This window comes from Bradyrhizobium sp. 18BD (assembly GCF_054185225.1).
The window spans coordinates 311,084-329,954 of record NZ_JAVAYL010000008.1 but is presented as its reverse complement, the minus strand read 5'-3'; the positions used below and the strand labels follow the sequence as shown (position 1 = coordinate 329,954).

The window sequence follows — 18,871 nt, the reverse complement described above, 5'->3', positions numbered from 1 at the left end:
ACGTCCTGACGCTGGAAGGCCAGAAGAGCGAGAAGGAGGGCAAGACCTTCCTGCACCGTGGCATCTCGGCCCGCAACTTCAAGCGGCAGTTCACGCTCGCCGACCACGTCGAGGTCAAGGGCGCCAGTTTCGAGAACGGCTTGCTTGTCATCGACCTGCAGCGGGAGATTCCGGAAGCGATGAAGCCGCGTCGCATCGCGATCAACGGTGTCGTGCCCAGCAACGTCACGCAGATCGAATCCAAGGCCGCCTGACGCCATCCTGCGGACCAACGACCAGGCCGCGCGAGCCTTCCAGCGCCGGCCATCCCCTCAACTCGTCTTGGAAATGGAGGAAGTCATGCGGCCGGCGACCGCTTTTCACGACAACGCTGTCAATCTCAACGCCATCTTTCATCCCGGTACGGCGTTCGAACATCCGCGCGATGTGGTCTCTCACCTCACTTTGAGCCTGTCCGAGAAACGCGCCATCCTGGCTTCTTGGGCATCGGACGCTTCCGCGATCGCATCGTGCCCCTCGCTGCGTGCGCCACCCGGCCTGGAAGCGCCGGTGACCATCGACGAGATCTTGGAGGCACTATGCGCGCTGGATGATGGCCCCCGGAATCTGCCCGGCGGCAAGGCGACGCGGCTGCGGCCGATTGAGAGGGCCGCGGCCTAGGAGACGGAGGAGTGAAGAAGATGCTTGATGAGAAACTTGCCCGCATCTGTGCACACCGCAACAACATCCTCCGTTATCGCAGTCTGCTGAAGACGACGCTGTCGGACATCGAGCGCCAGTTCGTCGAGCGGCGCCTCTCGGAGGAGAGCTCGGCGCTGGAAGCGTTGACGTCCCGGACGTTTCCCATCGCGCTTCCCTTGCCCCCGAGTCCGAGACTGCTGGACCAGCCTCGGGACGGCATGCCGCGGAGGTCCGCGGCATGAAGCTCGACATCGAAAAAGACCGCCATCCAGGCTACGACATCGTGTTGAAGCCGCGCGGGCGTGGGCGGTGGAAGTGGGCCGTCTGCGGGCCCGAAGGAGGAGCCGTGATGACCGGCTCCGAATCCAGCCGTGCGGGCGCGAGGTACAAGGCGGGGCGGGCGCTGTTCATGTTGCTGTGCGCGAGCGCATCGCGTGCGATGTCAGCCGGCGACGGCAGGGCCGCCAACTCGGGCTGATCAGCACTCCGGACAGGTGTCGCGGATCGATTCCATTACGCTCCGGACCTCGGCTTGGGCTTCGTCGGGCGAGATGCTGGGTGGCGGATCCCGGCGGGCGATCTCGAATGCGCGTTCGCGGGCGTGCGGGTCGGCCCGGTCCTTTGCCCAGCCGTGCTCCTCGCATTCGTGGATGGCACCCGCCTCCCGCAGCACGTTCATGGCCCAGCCGCGCAACGTGCGGATTGTCGGTCGTCGCTCCTTCGTCATCAGCATCGCTTATGGCTCCTGCTCGGACGAATCCTTCCGCCCCCATGATCGTTCCGAGCGGTTAGCACGGAGCAGGGATTCGCAATCCGCAGAGCCAGGGCTTGTCCACGTGTTCCGCCGAGCCTGTGCAGAACCTATGTCGTCGGCGCCGGATCTTCCTTCACACCGCGGGCGACGATCTGCAGCGCTCGATCTGGAAGCGGGCGCTGCAGCTTCAGGGCTTCGTCTGGAGGCGCCGTCATCCAGGTCTCGACCTCGTCGGGCGTCGTGAGGATCACGGGCATAGCCTTAGGGTGGATCGCACCGACCTCGGCGTTCGGCTCCGTTGTCAGGAACGCGTAGAGGTCGTTGGTCGTCTCTCCTTCTCTGACCTTTCTAACTGACGTCCAGTTGGCCCAGATGCCGGCGAAACAGAGGAGCGGACGGGTCTGGTCGAGAGCGAACCAGATATCGCCGCCTTCGACCTTGTTGAACTCGCTGAACGAATTGAACGGCACGACACAGCGGTGTTCCGGACCTAGCCAGCGGGTCCAGTGTTTGCTCTTCACATTGCGGATGCTGGTCGTTCCGGAGTCCGGCTCCAACCTGAGCAATTCCTTGAAGTCCACGGTGTTACCTTTGGCCTGTAGCTTCTCCGCGCGTTTTTTCGTCGCGTCCATCAACGCCTTCGACGATGACGGCATGCCCCACCGCGCAGTCGCGAGCTCCCGGCCATCTACGCCGGTCCGGGCGATCGGTGCCTTGTAGTCAGGAAATACGCCGGGCATCGGCGCGAGATTGCCGACGTACCGATTGACCACTCGGAAGAGGGCGCTGATCGCGGCCTGGTTGGTAGTGATCGAATATAGATTGCACATAATGCGCGTGATCGGTCTGGGGGACTTCCGCTGTCTCGCGGTACCAGTGATCAATACTTCAAGTTTCAATGTCTGCAGCAATAGCTCTGTCGGCAACGTGGCAAACAGCGCGTTGATCAAGGTGACCATTTCCTTCAGCCTGAAATATCCAGTGATCTAGCGATGACAGGATGGTGCCTAAAGCGTGCGATTCTAATTCCTCGCCTTTCCACAAAACGCTCCGTAACAAATGAAATAGCAAAGGTGATCACAAGGAAAGATGGTGTGTCCAGCATGTCAGGAAGTTTCTCATAAGGCAGGTAATCCAGCACGACGGCATGGACGAGATAGAGGGAGAACGAAATTCGACCAATCCATGCAATGAAGTTGTATTGAAGCTCAGTCTTCGACGCCCCGTGGTGCAGGATTGCAATGGCGCAAATGAGTGCGGCAATGCTCATCTCAAGGTGCCAGTGGCTGAGCGGCGCTATTTTAGCGATAGCCAAATTCGCCATCAGCGCTCCCCAGAACCATAGTCTGGAGGAAAATAGGCCGACTATGCTGGACTTCTTTTCGATTAAAACAGCGCAGATCGCACCGTACATGAGTTGGTCAAGGTATAGTATGGTTAGCCATTGATCGTTTCCGATAGGCCAACTCTCCGGTGTGCCGCCGTCATTGTTCTTCGCCCAGATACTAACACCGATCGAAATTGCGATCACGAGCGGTAACAATCCGCGCTGATATGTCAGCGCGAACACCACGGGAAAGACGAGATAAACTCTGCATGTAGCGACCATGCAACCGCTGTCGCATACCCAGTGTCCGTCGGAATATGGGTGAACGTTAGTAATCCTGGTAACCCGTCGATAAGGCGGGGGAGTACGTCTGGATGGAAGCCCCAAGCCAGAATGACGGCGACTCCCAATGTCGTCACGTAGAGCGGGAATATTCGCATAAATCTGCGAAAGATGAACCCCGCGATGTCAGGGGCCGAAATACTGTGCATCCTGATCAGGATCCGCGTGATCAGGAAGCCGCTAAGGCAGAAGAAAATGCTTACGCCGATCGAACCGCCGGGCATCTTGCCCTTGTGGCAAAGCAGAACTACGGCGGAACCTCAATCATCTAGATAGAGGAGGGCGGGAACGGCTTGGCCCTACTTCAGGGCGCGACGCTCGCTGGGTTCCGAGTTGCAGGAGTCCGATAATCGAGCCTCAGCTCACTCGCCATACGTGAGGCAATTTCAACGGTAGTGCCTCCAGTCAGGACCCCCGGGAGCGGCCAATTGGTTTGACGACGACGCAGCGTCTTATCGAATTGCTCGGCACAATAGGCAACTTTGATGCCGACCCGCCTACAGATAAACTCGTAGTGCGCGCTTTCATCAACGTCCTGAAAGCGGCCCCAGCGGCTCACACCGTAAACGAGGATGTGGCCGAAGTCGGTCTCTCCTGCTTGCACATCTTCAAGGAGTTGAAGGAGGCCAGTTCGATTTTTGATGAGAAGGCCGCTCTCGCCCTCGTCTCGATAGGTGCGAACAATCGTCAGGTTGTGTGAGTGGGCATAGGCCGCGATAACCGCAGCCTGGTTCTGAATTGAATATTGCTGCCGCTCTGTAGACATACGAACGTACTGGGCAGCTCGGCACATCTTTTGAGCTGTCGGACTGGTGGACTTTCGAACGACGAGTTCGTTGCCTATGCGAGTCTCGCAAGGCTGCACCACCTCAGCATCAAACGCCGCGTTCGAGCCATGAGCAAGCGTGCCGGACTGCGGCGGTATTATTTCTAAATGTTTCTGATTGTGGTAGAGGTCGGGCACCTATCAAAAAGTGTGCCGGTCCCACCCGCTATGAACTTCGTCCGAAGAGTGAAGCGCAAGCTGTTCCAGCCGCGCGAAATCATCGAGGGGTACGAGAACCCCGAGTTGGTAGAGACAATTTTCCTCAAGACAATCAAACACAAGCCTCAAGGCGATTGGCCGCTAGTTTCCGGGGTCAAGACCGCCCTCGATTTTGGTGGCGGTGCCGGCCTGCATTACAAACTTGCCCGGCAGCAATCACCGGACATTCGATGGGCGGTCGTTGAGACGCCGGCAATGGTGCAGCGCGCCACGGAGCTTGCCACCGATCGGCTGATGTTCTTCGAGCGCATCGAGCAGGCGGCCGCCTGGCTCGGTGATGTCGACCTCGTGCACTCGAACGGTGCCATACAATACGTGCCCGACGCACTTGCCACCGTCAGGACACTGTGCTCGGTGCGGCCCACAACGTTGGCTTGGTACCGCGTTCCGATCAGCGAGAAGGCCAGGCGCGAGGTCCAAACATCGTACCTGAGCGACAATGGCCCGGGGATGTCGCTGGCTTCCAAGGAGAAGCTCGTCCGATACGACCGGAATTGGATCTCCGAGCAAGCATTCATCCAGGCTCATGAGGGGTTTCGTATCGCCGAGCGAACCCCAGACCCGGCCGAACGTGGCACCCAGCACTTCAAGTTTGCGCGCAACTAGCCAGCGACCTCGGGAGCGAGATGTTCGGCAAACTTGCAGAGTGGTTACGTCAGACCGCCTTCTTCTCTACTGCCATTGATATCGCGCGACAGACGTTGCTGGAATCGGCGCTGATCTAGTTGCGCACGCAGATGGTGCGCAATCTGCACGGCACGCCGGACGAGGTGTTTGGCGAAATCTATCGGCGTAACATCTGGGCTACAAGGGGACCGCATCTGGGGCGGATCGACACTGCACAATACGCAAAGGGTACGAGAAGGTCTTCCGGGGCTGCTCGCCAATCTCGGCGTCCATACTCTGCTCGATCTGCCTTGCGGTGATCTTCATTGGTTATCGAAAATCGACCTTCCGGTGTCGCGCTATATTGGGGGCGACATTGTTCCGGAATTGATTGAGCGCACGCGCGAGCGACACGGGCGCCCGGATCGGACGTTCATCCGGATCGACATCTGCAATGATCCACTTCCGCAAGCGGACCTGCTCCTCTGCCGCGACTGCTTCATTCACCTCTCCGAGGACATGATCTTTCGAGCGATCGACAACATCGTCCGATCCGAGATCAAATATCTTCTGACCACCACGTTCCCGGGCGGCCGCAACCACGCGATCGGGACCGGCGATTTCTTCACCATCGACCTGCGCGCCCATCCTTACAATTTCCCGGCGCCCCTCAGGGCACTAGAACACGGGGTGGCTCCGTTCGACTGGCGGCAACTTGCGCTGTGGAAGGTAGAGACGCTGCGCGATATCCGACGAGATCACCTTGCTTTACGCGCAGTGCGTTATGGTAGTCCGCGGGCAACTCCCGCAGGTCCCGCTCGATATAGTGGCGGCTTGAGGAGGCTAGACGCCGATCGTGGGCCGTTGACCTCTAGCAAACCGTCCGAACATATTGAGCAATTCGAGCGCCGATAAGTGACTTCGGCATATCTCGACGACTTGGACCGGGGCTGATTTGCAAACCCTCCGATGAAGAGAGCACTCTTGCGCTAGCGCCAAAGTTGCGCTTTGGTGGCGGCACTTGGGGGAGGAAAAATGCGTGCGTGCGCTGGGGATTATAGCGGTGTGTATTGCGCTTGCTCTCTGTACACCTGGCCTGTCGTCGGATCGATTGCGGCAATGGCTGTTATCGAAAACAAGGCGGAAGAACGTGAGGATTCGCAGCTATGTCGTGTTCCTCACGCTCCCTTTGTCTAGCGGTTAGGACGCGGCCCTCTCAAGGCTGAAACAGGGGTTCGATTCACCTAGGGAACGCCAAGTCCACGCTATTGCACGATGTGCCGCCTGCATCGGAGCGCCATCCTCCTCAGCAACTTTTTGATTGCGCGGATCACATCGAGAGTTTGTCAACCTGTCCAACATCGGTTTGCCACTTCGTTCTGTGTCGCGCGAATGGCCATGGCCGAGTAGCTCGGTGACCTCAGTCAAAAGCGGGCTGGTTGGCCAGACGAGGTTCGATTCCTCGCTGTGAAATGAGCAATTGTAGTCGCCGCAGTCGCATGAATTGAACCGCTGACGCCGCGCTCAACGATGGGAGCATCGGTTTGCAGGCCATCTTCGAGCTCAGGCCTGAGTTGGTCTCGCAAGGAGAACTCGGATGCGCCGTCCGCGCGATATTGTCATCGAACAGCTGGGGCAGCCGATTTTGCGGCTGTGGAAAGGCGGAGGTACGTCAGGGGCAAGCTGATGACCACCGTGCCAATGGCAACAGCTCTAGCGTCCTAGTACTCGCCGGACGCAAAGCATTCTAATTTCGTTAGTTTGGTGTAGTTGCTCAGCACTGGGGGGATCAATGGAGCCTAGAGTCTCGTTGCTAAACTTCGTTTCCAATTCTGAAGCCATGCAGATGCAAATCTGCAAGCAAGCGTCCGTCGAAAAGCCGCCTTGCTGCCCGCAACCGTTTCGGCACGCTGAGAGAAACTGCGGTCGCCATTCTGCAGCCGTGGCGACTGTTATAAAATTGATGGCAACTATCGTCAGAGCTGGGAGAAACGCCGACATTACTTCGCTTCCCTTTTTTAGTTCGCCGATGGCCCGCTCTAATTTGACTCCAGCTTTTTCAATATCTAGCTACTTGCGTAGTTGTCCCCTGAAGCGGAACCACAATTGACCGATCAGTGATAGGACTATGGCGGCCACAATTATCGGGAGCCAAATCGACGTGGTTATGATGAACAAGGAAACGATGACCACACGTCCAAAGACCGATTCGCTGACCGGATTCTTAAGGCGAGCGAAATAGGCGTAGATAATAAAGATGGTGGCCGGCACCATCCACGCGGCAACAAGCACCAGTAACAGGTCAACAAGTTGGCTGGCATAATGGTGCATGAGCGCACCTCCTGACAGCGTCGGCGCGAGTTGCTATCACCGCTGCGCGAGATGCGGTGATTGTCGACGATAATTGATCTTTGTTCGCATTGATGGGCATCTGCACGCTCGGCATCGCTGTCACGGCCGGTGCCCACTCATGTGAACCCACAGCCTTCGAAGCTAGGGCCTCTCAACGCGCACTCGTTGAGATGGCTCGGGCAAGGGCTCGTCCAATGCAATCATAACCATCGGCGGTGTTGTGCAATCCGTCCCACGTAACAAGCGCGCTTTGCGCAACTCCGGCACTGACCGAGTTTCGCATCAGCGCAAAACGAGAGAACAGCCCGACCCGTTCCTGTTTTGCGACATCGATGATGATGTCCTCCATCGTCGAATAGCCAACTGAAGCGAGCACCTGTGGCGCATATTGCAGATCCATCAACACGACATCGGCAGACCCCGCCTTAAGTGCCCTTACCCCTTCAAGAACGCTTCTTTTGAGCCCGTGGTCCGGCCGGCCACCCCAGGCGACGTCATTAGTACCTAATTGCCAGATAACGAGATCAGGCGTGTGCGCGAAAACGTCACGCTCGAACCGTGCAACGTTGTTCGGAATGGTATCGCCGACTCGGCCGCTGTTGATGACCTCGATCGTCGCGTTCGATCTAAGTCTCGATAGCTCTCGGCGCATGACCTCCGGATATGTGGCCGCGGACCTGAGCATCCAGAGTCCTACTGTCGACGATGATCCGATCGCTACAATCCTTAACGGCTCACCGGATTTCAAGCGCGACGCTGTGCGTGGCAATTGTGCACCCAGCGAGGTGTTGAAATTTGCTGAAAGGCATTTCTCGGCAGATGATAACTCGTCCTGCGCCTGAGAAGACCCACTGCCAGACAATCCGATAAGCAAGGCCGCGCCGATTGACGCCATTATTCCAGCGGCTCGGGAACGAGGGGCAAAATAGGTCAAAAACATGTTCCCCAATAACTGGTCGATTCTCTCTTGACAACCGTTAGCGTCAGACGTTTCGCTATATCCTTGAATTACAGGTCGATTGACGCGTGGGCAGTGAGTAACACGATGAATCCGCGGGTAGTCGTGAGACCATGACCGGACAGCCTGTAGCGAAGCGGCTGGTATTCCATATCGGCGGCTATGATCCAATCACGTTGCATGCCAGCGCGCAACGACGCTTCGTGCGCGAAATTGCCAGGTTCCAACGTACCTGGTCAGTGAAAGCGACCGTCGACGGTTCGCATGATGCCGCCGACCAGATACAATGGAACGTGACGACAATCGGCCCCGATTGGCTCGTCGAAACCGATTACCGTCTGGTCCGATGGCACGATGTAATTGAGGTGTTCGGGGGTCGAAGCACCGGCTCACGCATTTCCGTCGGCATTCTTGCGTTTCTGGATTTCGTATTGGCCGGCACTCTTTGGCGTTACTTGCAGGCCAATTGGCGATACGCACTTTTCTTTCTCTATCCATTCGTTATGTTCGGATTGCTCATCGCGGCCGCCTTTTTGATTGGCGTGGCTGCATTCAAGATCACCGGATCGATTCCCATTGCTACCGGTGGCGGCCTCTTCGGGCTCGCAGCCGTGTTGGCGGGTCCGTGGCGCTGGCTGCACCTGGGCGACTTGTTCGACGATTGGATTTTTTCTTGCGAGTACATTCGATTCGGTAATTCGAAAATAGAGCAAAGGCTGGACAGGTTGGCCGCCGAGCTCGTGGTTGCTGCGACCAACTCTGCCGCAGACGAAATTTTGGTCGTAGGGCACAGCCTTGGCGCCGTACTAGCGGTCGATCTACTTGATCGCGCCTTGAAGCTGGACCCTGCGCTCGGTCGGAAAAAGATTCCCGTCACATTCTTGAGCGTTGGATCATCCATACTCAAGATCGGCCTGCACCCGAAGGCAGTACGCTTTCGCAGGACGGTGGAACGCGTCGCCAATTCCCGCGCGATCTTCTGGGGCGACTATCAGGCCCTCACCGACGTGTTGAATTTTTACAAATGCCGGCCAATGGCCGAAATGGGCTTGTCGACAGAAAACGAGGCGACCGTCAGGGTCGTGAAGATTAGTCGAATGCTTAACGACGACATGTATCAACGTATCCGCTTCAATTTCTTCCGCGTGCACTGCCAGTTCGTCAGTGGAAATGACAGGCGAACATCGTACGACTACTTCATGCTCACATGCGGACCAATTTCAGCCAAATCCCAGACGCTCGCCCCGGATGGCGCTGTGTCGATGATCGCTGACGACGGAGGCCTTATTGCGGGCGCGCCGGTGTCGGAAAGCGAACTGCTGGGAAGTCCGGGCGCGGCAGCCTGATTTAAATGACACCCACCATTTCAAAAGTCATCTTCGTTGCGTTGGTGATCGGCTGGTACCTCATACGCTATAAGTACGCGCGGCGTTCCCGCCGTGCGAGGGTTGTGTGGAGCGCTCGCGGCCCCCTGGAAACTGCGCTCCTGCTCATATCTCTTTCGGGGCTTGGACTTGTGCCGCTCGTCTACGTGGCGACAGGAATACCTCGTTCCGCAGGTCACGGCTTTTATCCCTGGTTGGCTTGGCTGGGGTCTTTCTTTGCGATTGCGGCTTTGGGCGTGTTTCACCTGACACATCGTGCACTCGGCCGGAATTGGTCGATAAGTCTCGACGTGCGGGAGAATCATGAGCTCGTGACGGAGGGGATTTACCGGAGAGTTCGACACCCAATGTATTCGGCATTTTGGCTGTGGGCTATCGCCCAGGCATTTCTGTTGCCGAACTGGATTGCCGGTTTCGCGGGCATTGCCGGCTTCGGGATTTTGTTCTTTGGCCGTGTTGCAAGAGAAGAGCGAATGATGCTGCAGACGTTTGGCGACAGCTACCGCGAGTATATGGCGCGAACCGGCCGGGTCTTCCCGCGGGTACTCTGAGGCAGGTTCCGGCAGGTCTGTTGTGCCCACGAGCGTGATTTGGAACCAGGCGCCTCAATTTGCGTGCCATTTCCGCAACATACCGTAGAAAAAGCTGTCGGAACCGCGGACTCCCCCCTCTATTGGTTGGTGTCGTGGCGAGTGTCAGGTTATTTCTATGCGTACCAGGTAAATTCCAGTCGCTTCCGAACAGGGGTGAGATCCGATGTTGAAATTCGTTGTACTTGGAATTGCTTCGATGGCCTTCGTGGGAACCGCAGTTGCTGCCGACCTGCCACGGCCTCAGCCGGTTGCCGCCGCCCCCGCGCCGGTTGGCAAAGCTCCGATCGGCAAGTATCCCGTGGGTAAGAGCCCGGTGGGCAAGTACCCGGTCGCTGCCCCGGCTCCGTTGGTGACCAAGGGTTGATCTGACTATCCATTCGCACGCCAGTGGCGTTCGTTTGGGGTAGCGGGCTACCTGTGGCATCGGATCTTGGATCCAAGAGGATTCGAAGATGGCGGGAGTGATTCGGAAATATCCGGGTCTAGAGCTTCTTGCAAAGGCCGCCATGCTGGCGGCCTTTGTAGGCTTGGGGGCCGGGATCAGTGGCGCGCAACCACTCGTGGCGCGTACCGACCAGCAGCAACGGGACGATCTCCCCAGTTCGGCGATGAAGCATGCGGCGAGCATGGCCGCTGCTACGCCAGCGATATCCGATGTAAAACCAGCTCGAAGAGCTGCCGCCACGGGTCCCTACTACGTTGATTTTCGTGCCCGCACGGCGGCAACGTACGGTCATGCATTCGTCTGGTACGGAAAGACGAGCGAAAAGCAGGTCGAGGTCGCTGGTCTGGCTCCGGCCGGCGACGAGATACCCTACATCTTGGGACATCTCATGTTTGTCCCTTCCGAGACGGGTGCGACCTACGGTGATCTTGACGAGCAATATCTGACGGCCAGCTATCGCGTCTATTTGTCTGAGGCAGACGCGAAGAAGGTCTTTGCTTATATCAAGCGCCAGCAGGAGTCTTCGCCGCTCTGGAATGCAGCAACGACAAACTGTACTGCTTTCATCGGCCGCATAGCGACTTTTATGGGCCTCAACGCTCCGTTTCATCTGCTAAAGCCTGAGGAATACGTCAACAAACTCAGAGAACTGAACGGGGGGCGAAAAACGGTGCAGCTTGAACCCGGTCGAGGCTAGAATCCTCGGATTGAGTTCATCTAATTTCCCTTGCGTCAGGATGGGTGTGTCTTTTTTTAAGCTAAGCCGTCTGAGCCGCCTGGAACGGCGCGGGCGGCCACTCTATTGTGGCATATTGAATGCAGCACGATATCGCGCCGCTATTCGGGGGACGCGGATGCGGGTCCATATTATTGTTGCCGGGCTAATCCTTTCGGTCATCGAGAGCGCCAGCGCCACGGTTGTCGAAAAAGGAATCGACGCGCAAAAGTCTTGCGAACTGCTTGTTCAGAACTCGTTTCGCAATCAGGACGAAGCTCGGTCCGCCGGCGTATGTGAGGGAATGATCGAGACTGCGATGCTCTTTTCACCAAATCTGCCGGCTGACGTGCGTGCGTGCCCCCCCGCGCAAGGCAGCCCTTTGCAAAGTGCCAAGGTTTTTCTGCAGTATCTTGATAACAATCCGGATCGAGTGAATGAACCGGGGATCACCGTCGCCATCGAAGCGTTCAGGGATGCCTGGCCCTGCCGTGGGGACGACGCGTCCGCCGGAACTGGATCGAAAAAGCGTGCCCCCAAAAAAACCAAATAGAACGCGTATCTTCGGATACTGATGCTAGCCTTACAGTCCGCGATGTTCGCGTCAGGCTTGATTGATTCGCAATGCACTACCGACGAGGTGCGCGAACTGAACCGACACCTCCACGAACAGCACTTAACGCCTTATTGACGAGCGAAGCGAACCCCTTGAGTCTCGATAAACAGCGGGGCATTGTGCCATCAACGCCCGGGCTGGAAGCAGTATGACAATCCCCTGCCGCGTTCTGATGATTTATCCGAAGTTCGTTCCGAATTCGTTTTGGAACTATGCGGAGGCCTGCGAACTCGTCGGCGCGAAGTATCCAACGGCGCCACTCGGCCTGATCACCGTCGCCGCTATGTTGCCGAAGCATTGGGACATCCGGCTAGTCAATCGCAATACCGAGGCTTTGACAGATACGGACCTCGATTGGGCCGATCTTGTGATGATCGGCGGTATGCTCAACCAGCAACCGGATGCCATCTACCTGATCGATCTCGCTCACCTGCGCGGCAAGCCGGTGTGTGTTGGTGGGCCGGATGTCTCCTCCAGCCCGCATCTTTACGCGGACGCGGACTTTCAGGTTATCGGCGAGGCCGAGCATGTCATTGAGCAGTTCATCGCCGCCTGGGAAAGCGGCGAACGCAAAGGCGTGTTCATCGCCGAGAAATTCAAGATAGATGTCACGCTGAGCCCGATGCCTCGCTACGATCTTCTCAACTTCGATCACTATCTATACATCGGCTTGCAGTATTCGCGTGGCTGCCCGTTTACCTGCGAGTTCTGCGATATTATCGAGCTGTATGGTCGCGTGCCGCGTACCAAGACCAACGATCAGATTCTCGCAGAGTTGCAGGCGCTCTACGATCACGGTTATCGCGGGCATGTCGATTTCGTCGACGATAATTTCATCGGCAACAAGAAGAACCTCCGCACCTTGATGCCGCGGCTCAAAGCCTGGCTGGAAGACCACGACTATCCATTCGAGTTCTCAACCGAAGCCTCGATCAACATCGCGGACGACAGCGAGTTGTTGCAGGCAATGAAGGACGCGAACTTCTTCGCGATCTTCGTCGGCATCGAGAGCCCGGATCCCGAGACGCTCGTGCAGATGAAGAAGAAGCAGAACACCAGGCGCAACATCGCCGAGTGCATCCACAAGATTTACGGCTACGGCATGTTCGTCACCGCTGGCTTCATCGTCGGGTTCGATAGCGAAAGTGCCTCGATAGGACAGGCAATGGCCGACCTCATCGAGGAGGCGAGCATTCCAGTCTCCATCGTTGGACTGCTTTATGCGCTGCCCGGGACGCAGCTTACGCGGCGGTTGGCCGCGGAAGGACGCTTGCACCAGGGCCATGACCTAATGAACGTCGAGCAGACGGGCGATCAGTGCACGCTCGGATGCAATTTCGATACTAAGCGTCCGCTTCGTGACATCCTTGCCGATTACAAGGCTGTGCTCGGGCACGTCTACAGTCCGGCAGCATATGCAGGACGGCTGTCGCGTCTCGCAGCCATGCTCGATCGGTCCGACCGGCGCCGCGATCTGCCGGATGGCGATGTGCGCAAAAGGCTTGGCGGCATCGACAGCGTACACAAGATTATGCGGGCCCTGCCGGAGGTTCGCGAGCCGTTCTGGAAAACCTTCGTCGAAGTCGCGGAGACCAATCCGGGCGCGCTACGGTACATCGTGATGCTGATGGCGCTGTACATGCACCTCGGGCCGTTTTCGGAACGCGTGATCGGCGAGATTGACCGCCGTATTGCCGAGTTGGACGATGTCCCTCTGCCGAGGGCTACGGCGGTTGGCCAAGTGCTACCTCCAGCGACGGTGTAGCCACAGCCACTGATCGGGATATTCGCGGATCCAGCCCTCGATGACCGATGTGACCGCCTGCATCGTTCCCTGAATGTCGATTTGTCCTGCGGCGTCGCGGACCGGCTTCACCTCTTCAGACAATTCGCCACGAAAGCGCTGTCCGGGCAGGCGGATGATGCGCACGCCGTGAATTGGGCACTCAATCTGCCGTACCAGCCGGGCAAGCAACGGATTGGCCCGGGTCTTGCGGCCGAAGAAAGTGACCTCGACGCCGTTGGTCAGATACTGATCGACCAGCATTCCAACGTGCTGGCCACTTTTAAGGGCCTCGGCAAGTCTTAAGGGCGCGTCACGACCCGCTGGAATGAGTGTGCCCATTTTCACGGTGCGCAAATCCTGGATGATGCGGTCGGCGGACGCGATGTTGGGTCGGCGATACAGGATCGCGGTATCCAGTCCGTGCGCGACGGCTGCCAGGGCCGGAATTTCCCAGTTAGCGAGATGACTCGCAAAGATCAGCGCCGGTTTCCCGTCGAGCCGGAGCTGTGTAAACAAATCATACGAGCGCTTGTCGATTTCGATCCGGCTATCCTCGGGCCGCGCGGGATCGTAGTTCCAGATGTGGTCAAGATGCGCGAATTCTGCGCCGACACGACCGAGATTGTCCCAGACGCCGGCGAGAATGGTCTCGATCTCCGCAGGCGATTTTTCCGGAAATGCGGCGGTCAGATTGGCTCGACCGGTCTTTTGCTCCCGCATCATGGGCCCGATTGAGCGAGTGATCCGAGCGAATAAGTTGGCGGTCTTGGTTGGATCGAAATAACGAGCGGTACGCAATATTCCGATCGTCAACGCACCCACCGCCGCTCGACCCAGGGGCTTGGTCACGTCGCGAAGTCGGGACCTGGTCCGCATTGAAACGACAACCTTGGCTTACACTTTCGGCTTTCCATGGGCTTCAGCGCGCATGTCATACCACCGATACGCGATGCGATCAAAGACACCGATGGGTTACGTAGGGCGTATCTTCGATGATCCAAAATCGTCGAAAGCGTACTCGGTTTCTTCGATGGTCTGAAAATCATGCAGCAGAAGAATCTAGACGACGCGCATCGCGACCATTTGCGGATCGGGGCTCAGCCGGTGGCTTCAGGCCAGGAAGCTGCCACGTTTGCCGACGTAATCAATGCAGTGTCGTTCTCAATCGACGCGGGCTTGAACGACAACACGAAGGCGCTGGCTGCCAGCTTCTGTGACTATGTGCAGGACTTGATGGACTTGGACGACGTGCCGATGTCCAGCCGCCTCGGGTTCGCCAAGGAGTTGGATGGCATCTTGCAGGACCTGCGAGAAAATGGCGCCAGCGTCTACTCTGCGACGCGTGACCGCAAGTTCCGCAATGACCGTTGGGGTGATGCGTCGGCTCTCGATATGGACGGTAGGCTATCTGGCTATCGGTCCCGCCTACTGGCAGCTCACCCAACTCTACATCCCGCGCCGGGCGAGGCTCGCCTAATGGGGCAGTGCATCGAAGCAATATGATCGTGCGACGAATGCCCGTTTTCGGCCGGACAAGTCTAGTTGTGCGATCGGTAAGTCATTGATTGTTCTCAACTCGGGGTTGTCTCTTAATTAGCTGCTTGGTCAGGATTTTAGGGTGCTTACGACAATGCGTTTGCATGCATGCTACCGCGAGCCACGCCACGGCGCTGGATTGGTGGCGATTGCAGCCTTCCTGAACGTAAACGATCCACCTCACGGGCTGGTGCTGTCGGAGCGAAAGCTTGCTGGGATATCTTCGGTGTTGGCGTGCTGCTGTTTTGTGTGTCGCACTACAAGGTTACCGTTTTTTAGCGCTGAAGTTGAGAAGGCCCTCTTCCTGCGCAGGATTGGCACAAGCTGGGATAATAAGAATCTCAAGGCGCCAAACTACCTGCACGACGGTTGGCTGGACAATCTTCCATCGGTTGATGGTTCGCTCGCCCGCGACGATTGCCGGGCGTGAACTGTCGCTCGACCGAAAAGTGCACGTATCTGGTGCGGCGATGGCGCGCCGCCCAACTAGAATGAGGTAAGCTAACCTGCAACCGGACCGTTATGAGGGGGCTACCCTCCGGCGTCGTTGATTTTGCTGTGTTTTCGTTTGCTTTTGCTCGCGTTTGTTACGTTTTTACGAAGTTGTTTCTGGTGCGAAACTGGCGCGGCGGCGCTCCAGGTTTAGTCGCCAGCCAGCGATCGGTCAGCTGTCAGAACGTCTCGGTAACCTTGCTCAAACGAGGAGGACGATCCGGGTCAAATCCGCGGGCGCGAGCCGCCTGCTCGATCATCCGATAGGCCGGGACGAGCATTGTGATCGGGTCGGTGGCGGGGTCATCTCCGGCCAGCCAGGGCAGCGAGCCATGCGGTCCGCCGCACAAATGCACCGTGATATCTTGCTCGCGTAACTCTTCTGCCAGCGCATCAACCGTGCCCGCCGTTTCGTCCATGAGGCGCATCATGAGAACCGGCGTGTGCGATGACAATGCGGCGCGCGGCCCATGCTGCAGCTCGGCGGCGCTCAAGCCAATGGAAGGCAGGCGTAGGATCTCCGAAAGTTTGAGCGCGATCTCCCGCGCCGAGCCCAAGCCCAGGCCCCGAGCTGCCACAAACACGGCTGACGCCTTGGCGAGATCATCGGCAATATCGGACCAGTCGAGCACCAGCGCGCAGTGCAGGCGCTCAGGCAGCCTGTCGAGGGCCGACCGCAGCGCATGATCGTCCGCCAGCTCGGCAACAAGTCCGGCACTCGCTGCCATCGAGCCGATCACGGTCTTGGTCGCCGCTACGGAGTGCTCTTCTTCGGCTTCGATCGGAACGACGAACTCCGCTTCGTCAGCCACCGGCGACGACGTCGCATTGACGATGGCAACAGTGCGGGCGCCCGCGGCGCGGGCTGACCGGGTTGCCGCGACGAGATCTGGGCTGCGTCCGGATTGCGAGATCACGATGAACAACGCATGACGCAGCATCAAGGGCGTGCGAAACGCGGTGATCACCGACGGAGCGCTGGCTGAAACGGGCAGGCGAAGCCGCGTCTCGACGAGGTATCTTAAGAAAACTCCAGCATGGCCGGAGCTTCCCCGGCCGCACACGACGCACAGGGGGGCTGAGCCAATCCCAATTCGCTGTGCGATGTCGCGCGTGGCGGGGCGACTGCGAACAATGTTGGCGACGACATCCGCGCTCTCCACGATTTCACTCGCCATCGCGGATGTCGTCACGGCTCGACCGCTCCGCCTCGATTGAGTGTGACCGTTCCCTTCGGGTGCCGGTCGCGATGCGATTCGCGATTCCGGGCGAGCTCGGCAAACACGCGCCGAAGGTTGCCGTCACAGTTTTTCAAAACCGTCTGAGCATCGATCCTGTCGACGCCCAACGCCAGAAGGGCCGCCGTCTTGATATCTCCCTCGGCCTGCTCGAGCGAGCGTGCCGCGTGCGATGGATCACAGTGCGCGATTTGCGCCACCATGGCCTCTGCACGCCGTTTCAGCTTGGCATTGGTCGGCGGCATGTTCACCATCATGCCGCGATACACCCGGCCGAGGCGCAGCATGATCCCTGAGGAGATCAGGTTGAGCACGACCTTCTGCGCGGTACCCGCCTTCATCCGCGTCGATCCGGCGATCAGCTCGCGGCCCGTCTGGATCAGGATCGGAAACTTTGCCGATGCCAGGAGTGCGGTGCCGGGATTGTTGGCGACACTGATCGTCACGGCACCGAAAGAGCCTGCCTGCTGCAGCGCCGCGACCGTGAATGGCGTTGTCCCGCTGGCGGCAACGGCGATAACCACGTCGTGCGGCGTGAGCCGCGCCGCGTCAATCTGCGCGACCGCATCGTCGATATCGTCCTCCGCGCCCTCGACGCTGGTGACGAACGCGCTGTCTCCGCCGGCGACAATAAAGTGGACGCGCTCTTTGGGCCAGGCGAAGGTCGGCGTCAGCTCGGCGCCGTCCTGGACTGCCACGCGGCCTGAGGTGCCGGCGCCGACATACACAATGCGTCCGCGATCGCCCAGCGCCGCCTTGGCGGCTTCGGTCGCCGCAGTGATCGCAGGAAGGGCATGGCCGATCGCTGCGACTGCTGCAAGCTGGCCCTCCCACATGGCTTCCATCGCTGAGGTCAGCGACCATGCATCAAGGTCGGCAAAGCGAGGATCGACCTCTTCGGTAGCCATATAGTTGATCCATGCGCCCTCATCCGCGGTACTTCGAAGCCTGTTCATGATCGGTTTCTCTCTCGGACAAATCAAGCTTGGGCAAATCCGGCTTCAGCAGATCTGGCTTGGGCAGATCAAGCCGCCTTCGCGCCACCAGCAACGCGCCGGCCACCGCGTCGGCGTCAGGAGGCCTCAGGCGCGCGCGCAGATCCGGCGTCAGCCAGGGCGTAATGGCATCAGCGAGCCCGCCCACCAGCGCGAGCCGATCAATTCCTCTCGCCAGGAACAGATCGAGCAGATCGCCAATGGCATCGGCCGCGCGTTCGACAATGCGACGGCCGACTGGATCGCCCTGATTGGCGTGACGCATCACGATCGGCGCGAACGCCGCATAGTCTGTGGCTTTGGCTTCTTCAGACCAGGCCACTGCCTGATAAGGATTGTGATCGAACGCGCCCAGCACCTCTGAAAGCAACGGGGTCAGCTCGCCGCGGCGATCCGCGGCCCGCAGCGCCAGTCGAACGACCTGCAGGCCGATGTCGGCGCCGCTGCCTTCGTCCGACACGGGAAAGCCATAACCGGCGAGACGGATTTCGCGGCCGTCGATCAGGCCGACGCCAACTGAGCCCGTGCCGGCGACCACGATCGCTCCGTCCGCGCCGCTGTGGGCGCCGAGACAGGCAGCCATGCCGTCGCTGATGAAAATCGCGGATGCAAAAGGAAGGACGATGTTCCTAAGCGCCGCTTCCGCGCCCCGGCGACCAAGCCCGGCGAGACCAATTCCGGCATGCATCCGCGAAAAATCCTCGCGCGCCAAACCCGCCTGCGCGGCCGCGGCTTCTGTGGCCTCCACGATGGAATGCCAGGCCTTTTCGACGCCAATGCGGGTAGTCGCAGGTCCCGAGCTTGCTGCGCCGAGGAGCCTGCCGTTTTCGTCTTCAATCCGGGCGCGGCAGCGAGTTCCGCCACCATCAATGCCAAGATACGTGGTACCTTTTGTTCCCATCGGATGTTAACGCCAGGGCCTCGGTCCGGGTCCCCCAATGCCTAGATGGGGACCATTTGAGGTTACGGCGCTCTTCTCACGGGTCTGTGACTGCCACTCTCGGA

The 18,871-nt window shown here is 58.7% G+C and carries 24 protein-coding genes, 1 tRNA gene and 1 pseudogene; 15 read left to right on the top strand and 11 right to left on the bottom strand.

Annotation, left to right across the window (positions count from 1 at the left end):
• The 4 genes from RAD16_RS17520 to RAD16_RS17505 form a co-directional block, all read left to right on the top strand.
• A partial coding sequence (locus RAD16_RS17520) for an Hsp20 family protein (protein ID WP_458159134.1) occupies positions 1 to 254 on the top strand: 254 nt, incomplete at its 5' end.
• A gap of 85 nt (positions 255 to 339) precedes the next feature.
• Positions 340 to 660 carry a hypothetical protein gene (locus RAD16_RS17515; protein ID WP_458159133.1) on the top strand — a complete coding sequence of 107 codons (321 nt, stop codon included), beginning with the start codon at positions 340 to 342 and terminating at the stop codon, positions 658 to 660.
• A 20-nt stretch (positions 661 to 680) separates the two neighbouring features.
• Positions 681 to 923 (top strand): hypothetical protein, encoded by a 243-nt coding sequence (locus RAD16_RS17510; protein WP_458159144.1) that lies wholly within the window; start codon positions 681 to 683, stop codon positions 921 to 923.
• Positions 920 to 1,159 (top strand): hypothetical protein, encoded by a 240-nt coding sequence (locus RAD16_RS17505; protein ID WP_458159132.1) that lies wholly within the window; start codon positions 920 to 922, stop codon positions 1,157 to 1,159. Before RAD16_RS17510 ends, RAD16_RS17505 begins: the two co-directional genes overlap by 4 nt.
• Here RAD16_RS17505 and RAD16_RS17500 read toward each other — a convergent pair whose 3' ends face one another.
• The 5 genes and pseudogenes from RAD16_RS17500 to RAD16_RS17480 form a co-directional block, all read right to left on the bottom strand.
• Positions 1,160 to 1,414 carry a hypothetical protein gene (locus RAD16_RS17500; protein WP_458159131.1) on the bottom strand — a complete coding sequence of 85 codons (255 nt, stop codon included), beginning with the start codon at positions 1,412 to 1,414 and terminating at the stop codon, positions 1,160 to 1,162. It abuts the gene before it with no gap.
• 128 nt (positions 1,415 to 1,542) lie between these two features.
• Entirely contained in the window at positions 1,543 to 2,265 is a 723-nt protein-coding gene (locus tag RAD16_RS17495) for an SOS response-associated peptidase (protein WP_458159143.1), read from the bottom strand.
• Between the two features lie 134 nt (positions 2,266 to 2,399).
• Complete coding sequence (locus tag RAD16_RS17490) at positions 2,400 to 2,966, bottom strand: hypothetical protein (protein WP_458159130.1); 567 nt, start codon at positions 2,964 to 2,966, stop codon at positions 2,400 to 2,402.
• Between the two features lie 26 nt (positions 2,967 to 2,992).
• Positions 2,993 to 3,328, bottom strand: coding sequence for an acyltransferase family protein (locus RAD16_RS17485; RefSeq protein ID WP_458159129.1), 336 nt, complete (start codon positions 3,326 to 3,328; stop codon positions 2,993 to 2,995).
• A gap of 230 nt (positions 3,329 to 3,558) precedes the next feature.
• Positions 3,559 to 3,948 (bottom strand): annotated as a pseudogene (locus RAD16_RS17480) (recombinase family protein); the annotation flags it as partial.
• 168 nt (positions 3,949 to 4,116) lie between these two features.
• Here RAD16_RS17480 and RAD16_RS17475 point away from each other — a divergent pair.
• The 3 genes from RAD16_RS17475 to RAD16_RS17465 all read left to right on the top strand — a co-directional run bounded on the left by RAD16_RS17475 (position 4,117) and on the right by RAD16_RS17465 (position 6,012).
• The gene (locus RAD16_RS17475) at positions 4,117 to 4,755 is read left to right on the top strand and encodes a hypothetical protein (protein ID WP_458159128.1); all 639 of its coding nucleotides are present in this window, start codon (positions 4,117 to 4,119) and stop codon (positions 4,753 to 4,755) included.
• A gap of 168 nt (positions 4,756 to 4,923) precedes the next feature.
• Entirely contained in the window at positions 4,924 to 5,670 is a 747-nt protein-coding gene (locus RAD16_RS17470) for a class I SAM-dependent methyltransferase (protein WP_458159127.1), read from the top strand.
• A 267-nt stretch (positions 5,671 to 5,937) separates the two neighbouring features.
• Positions 5,938 to 6,012: transfer RNA gene (locus tag RAD16_RS17465), tRNA-Glu, on the top strand.
• A gap of 813 nt (positions 6,013 to 6,825) precedes the next feature.
• Here the strand turns inward: RAD16_RS17465 and RAD16_RS17460 are convergent.
• Both RAD16_RS17460 and RAD16_RS17455 read right to left on the bottom strand, forming a co-directional pair.
• Positions 6,826 to 7,086: a hypothetical protein gene (locus RAD16_RS17460; protein WP_458159126.1), complete on the bottom strand. Its 261-nt coding sequence runs from the start codon at positions 7,084 to 7,086 to the stop codon at positions 6,826 to 6,828.
• A gap of 172 nt (positions 7,087 to 7,258) precedes the next feature.
• The gene (locus RAD16_RS17455; protein WP_458159125.1) at positions 7,259 to 8,041 is read right to left on the bottom strand and encodes an SGNH/GDSL hydrolase family protein; all 783 of its coding nucleotides are present in this window, start codon (positions 8,039 to 8,041) and stop codon (positions 7,259 to 7,261) included.
• Between the two features lie 137 nt (positions 8,042 to 8,178).
• Here RAD16_RS17455 and RAD16_RS17450 point away from each other — a divergent pair, with 137 nt between their 5' ends.
• The 6 genes from RAD16_RS17450 (at position 8,179) to RAD16_RS17425 (ending at position 13,584) form a co-directional block, all read left to right on the top strand.
• Positions 8,179 to 9,411: a hypothetical protein gene (locus tag RAD16_RS17450; protein ID WP_458159124.1), complete on the top strand. Its 1,233-nt coding sequence runs from the start codon at positions 8,179 to 8,181 to the stop codon at positions 9,409 to 9,411.
• Between the two features lie 5 nt (positions 9,412 to 9,416).
• Positions 9,417 to 10,001, top strand: coding sequence for a protein-S-isoprenylcysteine O-methyltransferase (locus tag RAD16_RS17445; RefSeq protein ID WP_458159123.1), 585 nt, complete (start codon positions 9,417 to 9,419; stop codon positions 9,999 to 10,001).
• A gap of 205 nt (positions 10,002 to 10,206) precedes the next feature.
• A complete protein-coding gene (locus RAD16_RS17440) occupies positions 10,207 to 10,407 on the top strand; it encodes a hypothetical protein (protein WP_458159122.1) in 201 nt (66 codons plus the stop codon).
• An 88-nt stretch (positions 10,408 to 10,495) separates the two neighbouring features.
• Positions 10,496 to 11,185 (top strand): hypothetical protein, encoded by a 690-nt coding sequence (locus tag RAD16_RS17435; RefSeq protein WP_458159121.1) that lies wholly within the window; start codon positions 10,496 to 10,498, stop codon positions 11,183 to 11,185.
• Positions 11,186 to 11,342: 157 nt separating this feature from the next.
• The gene (locus RAD16_RS17430) at positions 11,343 to 11,756 is read left to right on the top strand and encodes a Rap1a/Tai family immunity protein (RefSeq protein ID WP_458159120.1); all 414 of its coding nucleotides are present in this window, start codon (positions 11,343 to 11,345) and stop codon (positions 11,754 to 11,756) included.
• 211 nt (positions 11,757 to 11,967) lie between these two features.
• The gene (locus RAD16_RS17425; protein WP_458159119.1) at positions 11,968 to 13,584 is read left to right on the top strand and encodes a B12-binding domain-containing radical SAM protein; all 1,617 of its coding nucleotides are present in this window, start codon (positions 11,968 to 11,970) and stop codon (positions 13,582 to 13,584) included.
• Here the strand turns inward: RAD16_RS17425 and RAD16_RS17420 are convergent.
• Positions 13,564 to 14,481 carry a lipid A biosynthesis lauroyl acyltransferase gene (locus tag RAD16_RS17420; protein WP_458159118.1) on the bottom strand — a complete coding sequence of 306 codons (918 nt, stop codon included), beginning with the start codon at positions 14,479 to 14,481 and terminating at the stop codon, positions 13,564 to 13,566. The two genes, RAD16_RS17425 and RAD16_RS17420, sit on opposite strands and share 21 nt — an antisense overlap.
• 168 nt (positions 14,482 to 14,649) lie before the next feature.
• On the opposite strand from RAD16_RS17420, the gene RAD16_RS17415 reads away from it, so the two are divergent.
• Together RAD16_RS17415 and RAD16_RS17410 are read left to right on the top strand one after the other, a co-directional pair.
• A complete protein-coding gene (locus RAD16_RS17415; RefSeq protein WP_458159117.1) occupies positions 14,650 to 15,108 on the top strand; it encodes a hypothetical protein in 459 nt (152 codons plus the stop codon).
• Between the two features lie 127 nt (positions 15,109 to 15,235).
• Entirely contained in the window at positions 15,236 to 15,571 is a 336-nt protein-coding gene (locus tag RAD16_RS17410) for a hypothetical protein (RefSeq protein WP_458159116.1), read from the top strand.
• 241 nt (positions 15,572 to 15,812) lie between these two features.
• Here RAD16_RS17410 and RAD16_RS17405 read toward each other — a convergent pair whose 3' ends face one another.
• From RAD16_RS17405 to RAD16_RS17395, 3 genes are read right to left on the bottom strand one after another with little or no spacing between them, the layout of a single operon-like run.
• Positions 15,813 to 16,811, bottom strand: coding sequence for an SIS domain-containing protein (locus tag RAD16_RS17405; RefSeq protein WP_458159115.1), 999 nt, complete (start codon positions 16,809 to 16,811; stop codon positions 15,813 to 15,815).
• A gap of 11 nt (positions 16,812 to 16,822) precedes the next feature.
• Complete coding sequence (locus RAD16_RS17400) at positions 16,823 to 17,779, bottom strand: N-acetylmuramic acid 6-phosphate etherase (RefSeq protein ID WP_458159142.1); 957 nt, start codon at positions 17,777 to 17,779, stop codon at positions 16,823 to 16,825.
• 19 nt (positions 17,780 to 17,798) lie between these two features.
• Entirely contained in the window at positions 17,799 to 18,767 is a 969-nt protein-coding gene (locus RAD16_RS17395) for a BadF/BadG/BcrA/BcrD ATPase family protein (protein ID WP_458159114.1), read from the bottom strand.
• Positions 18,768 to 18,871 lie beyond the last annotated feature (104 nt).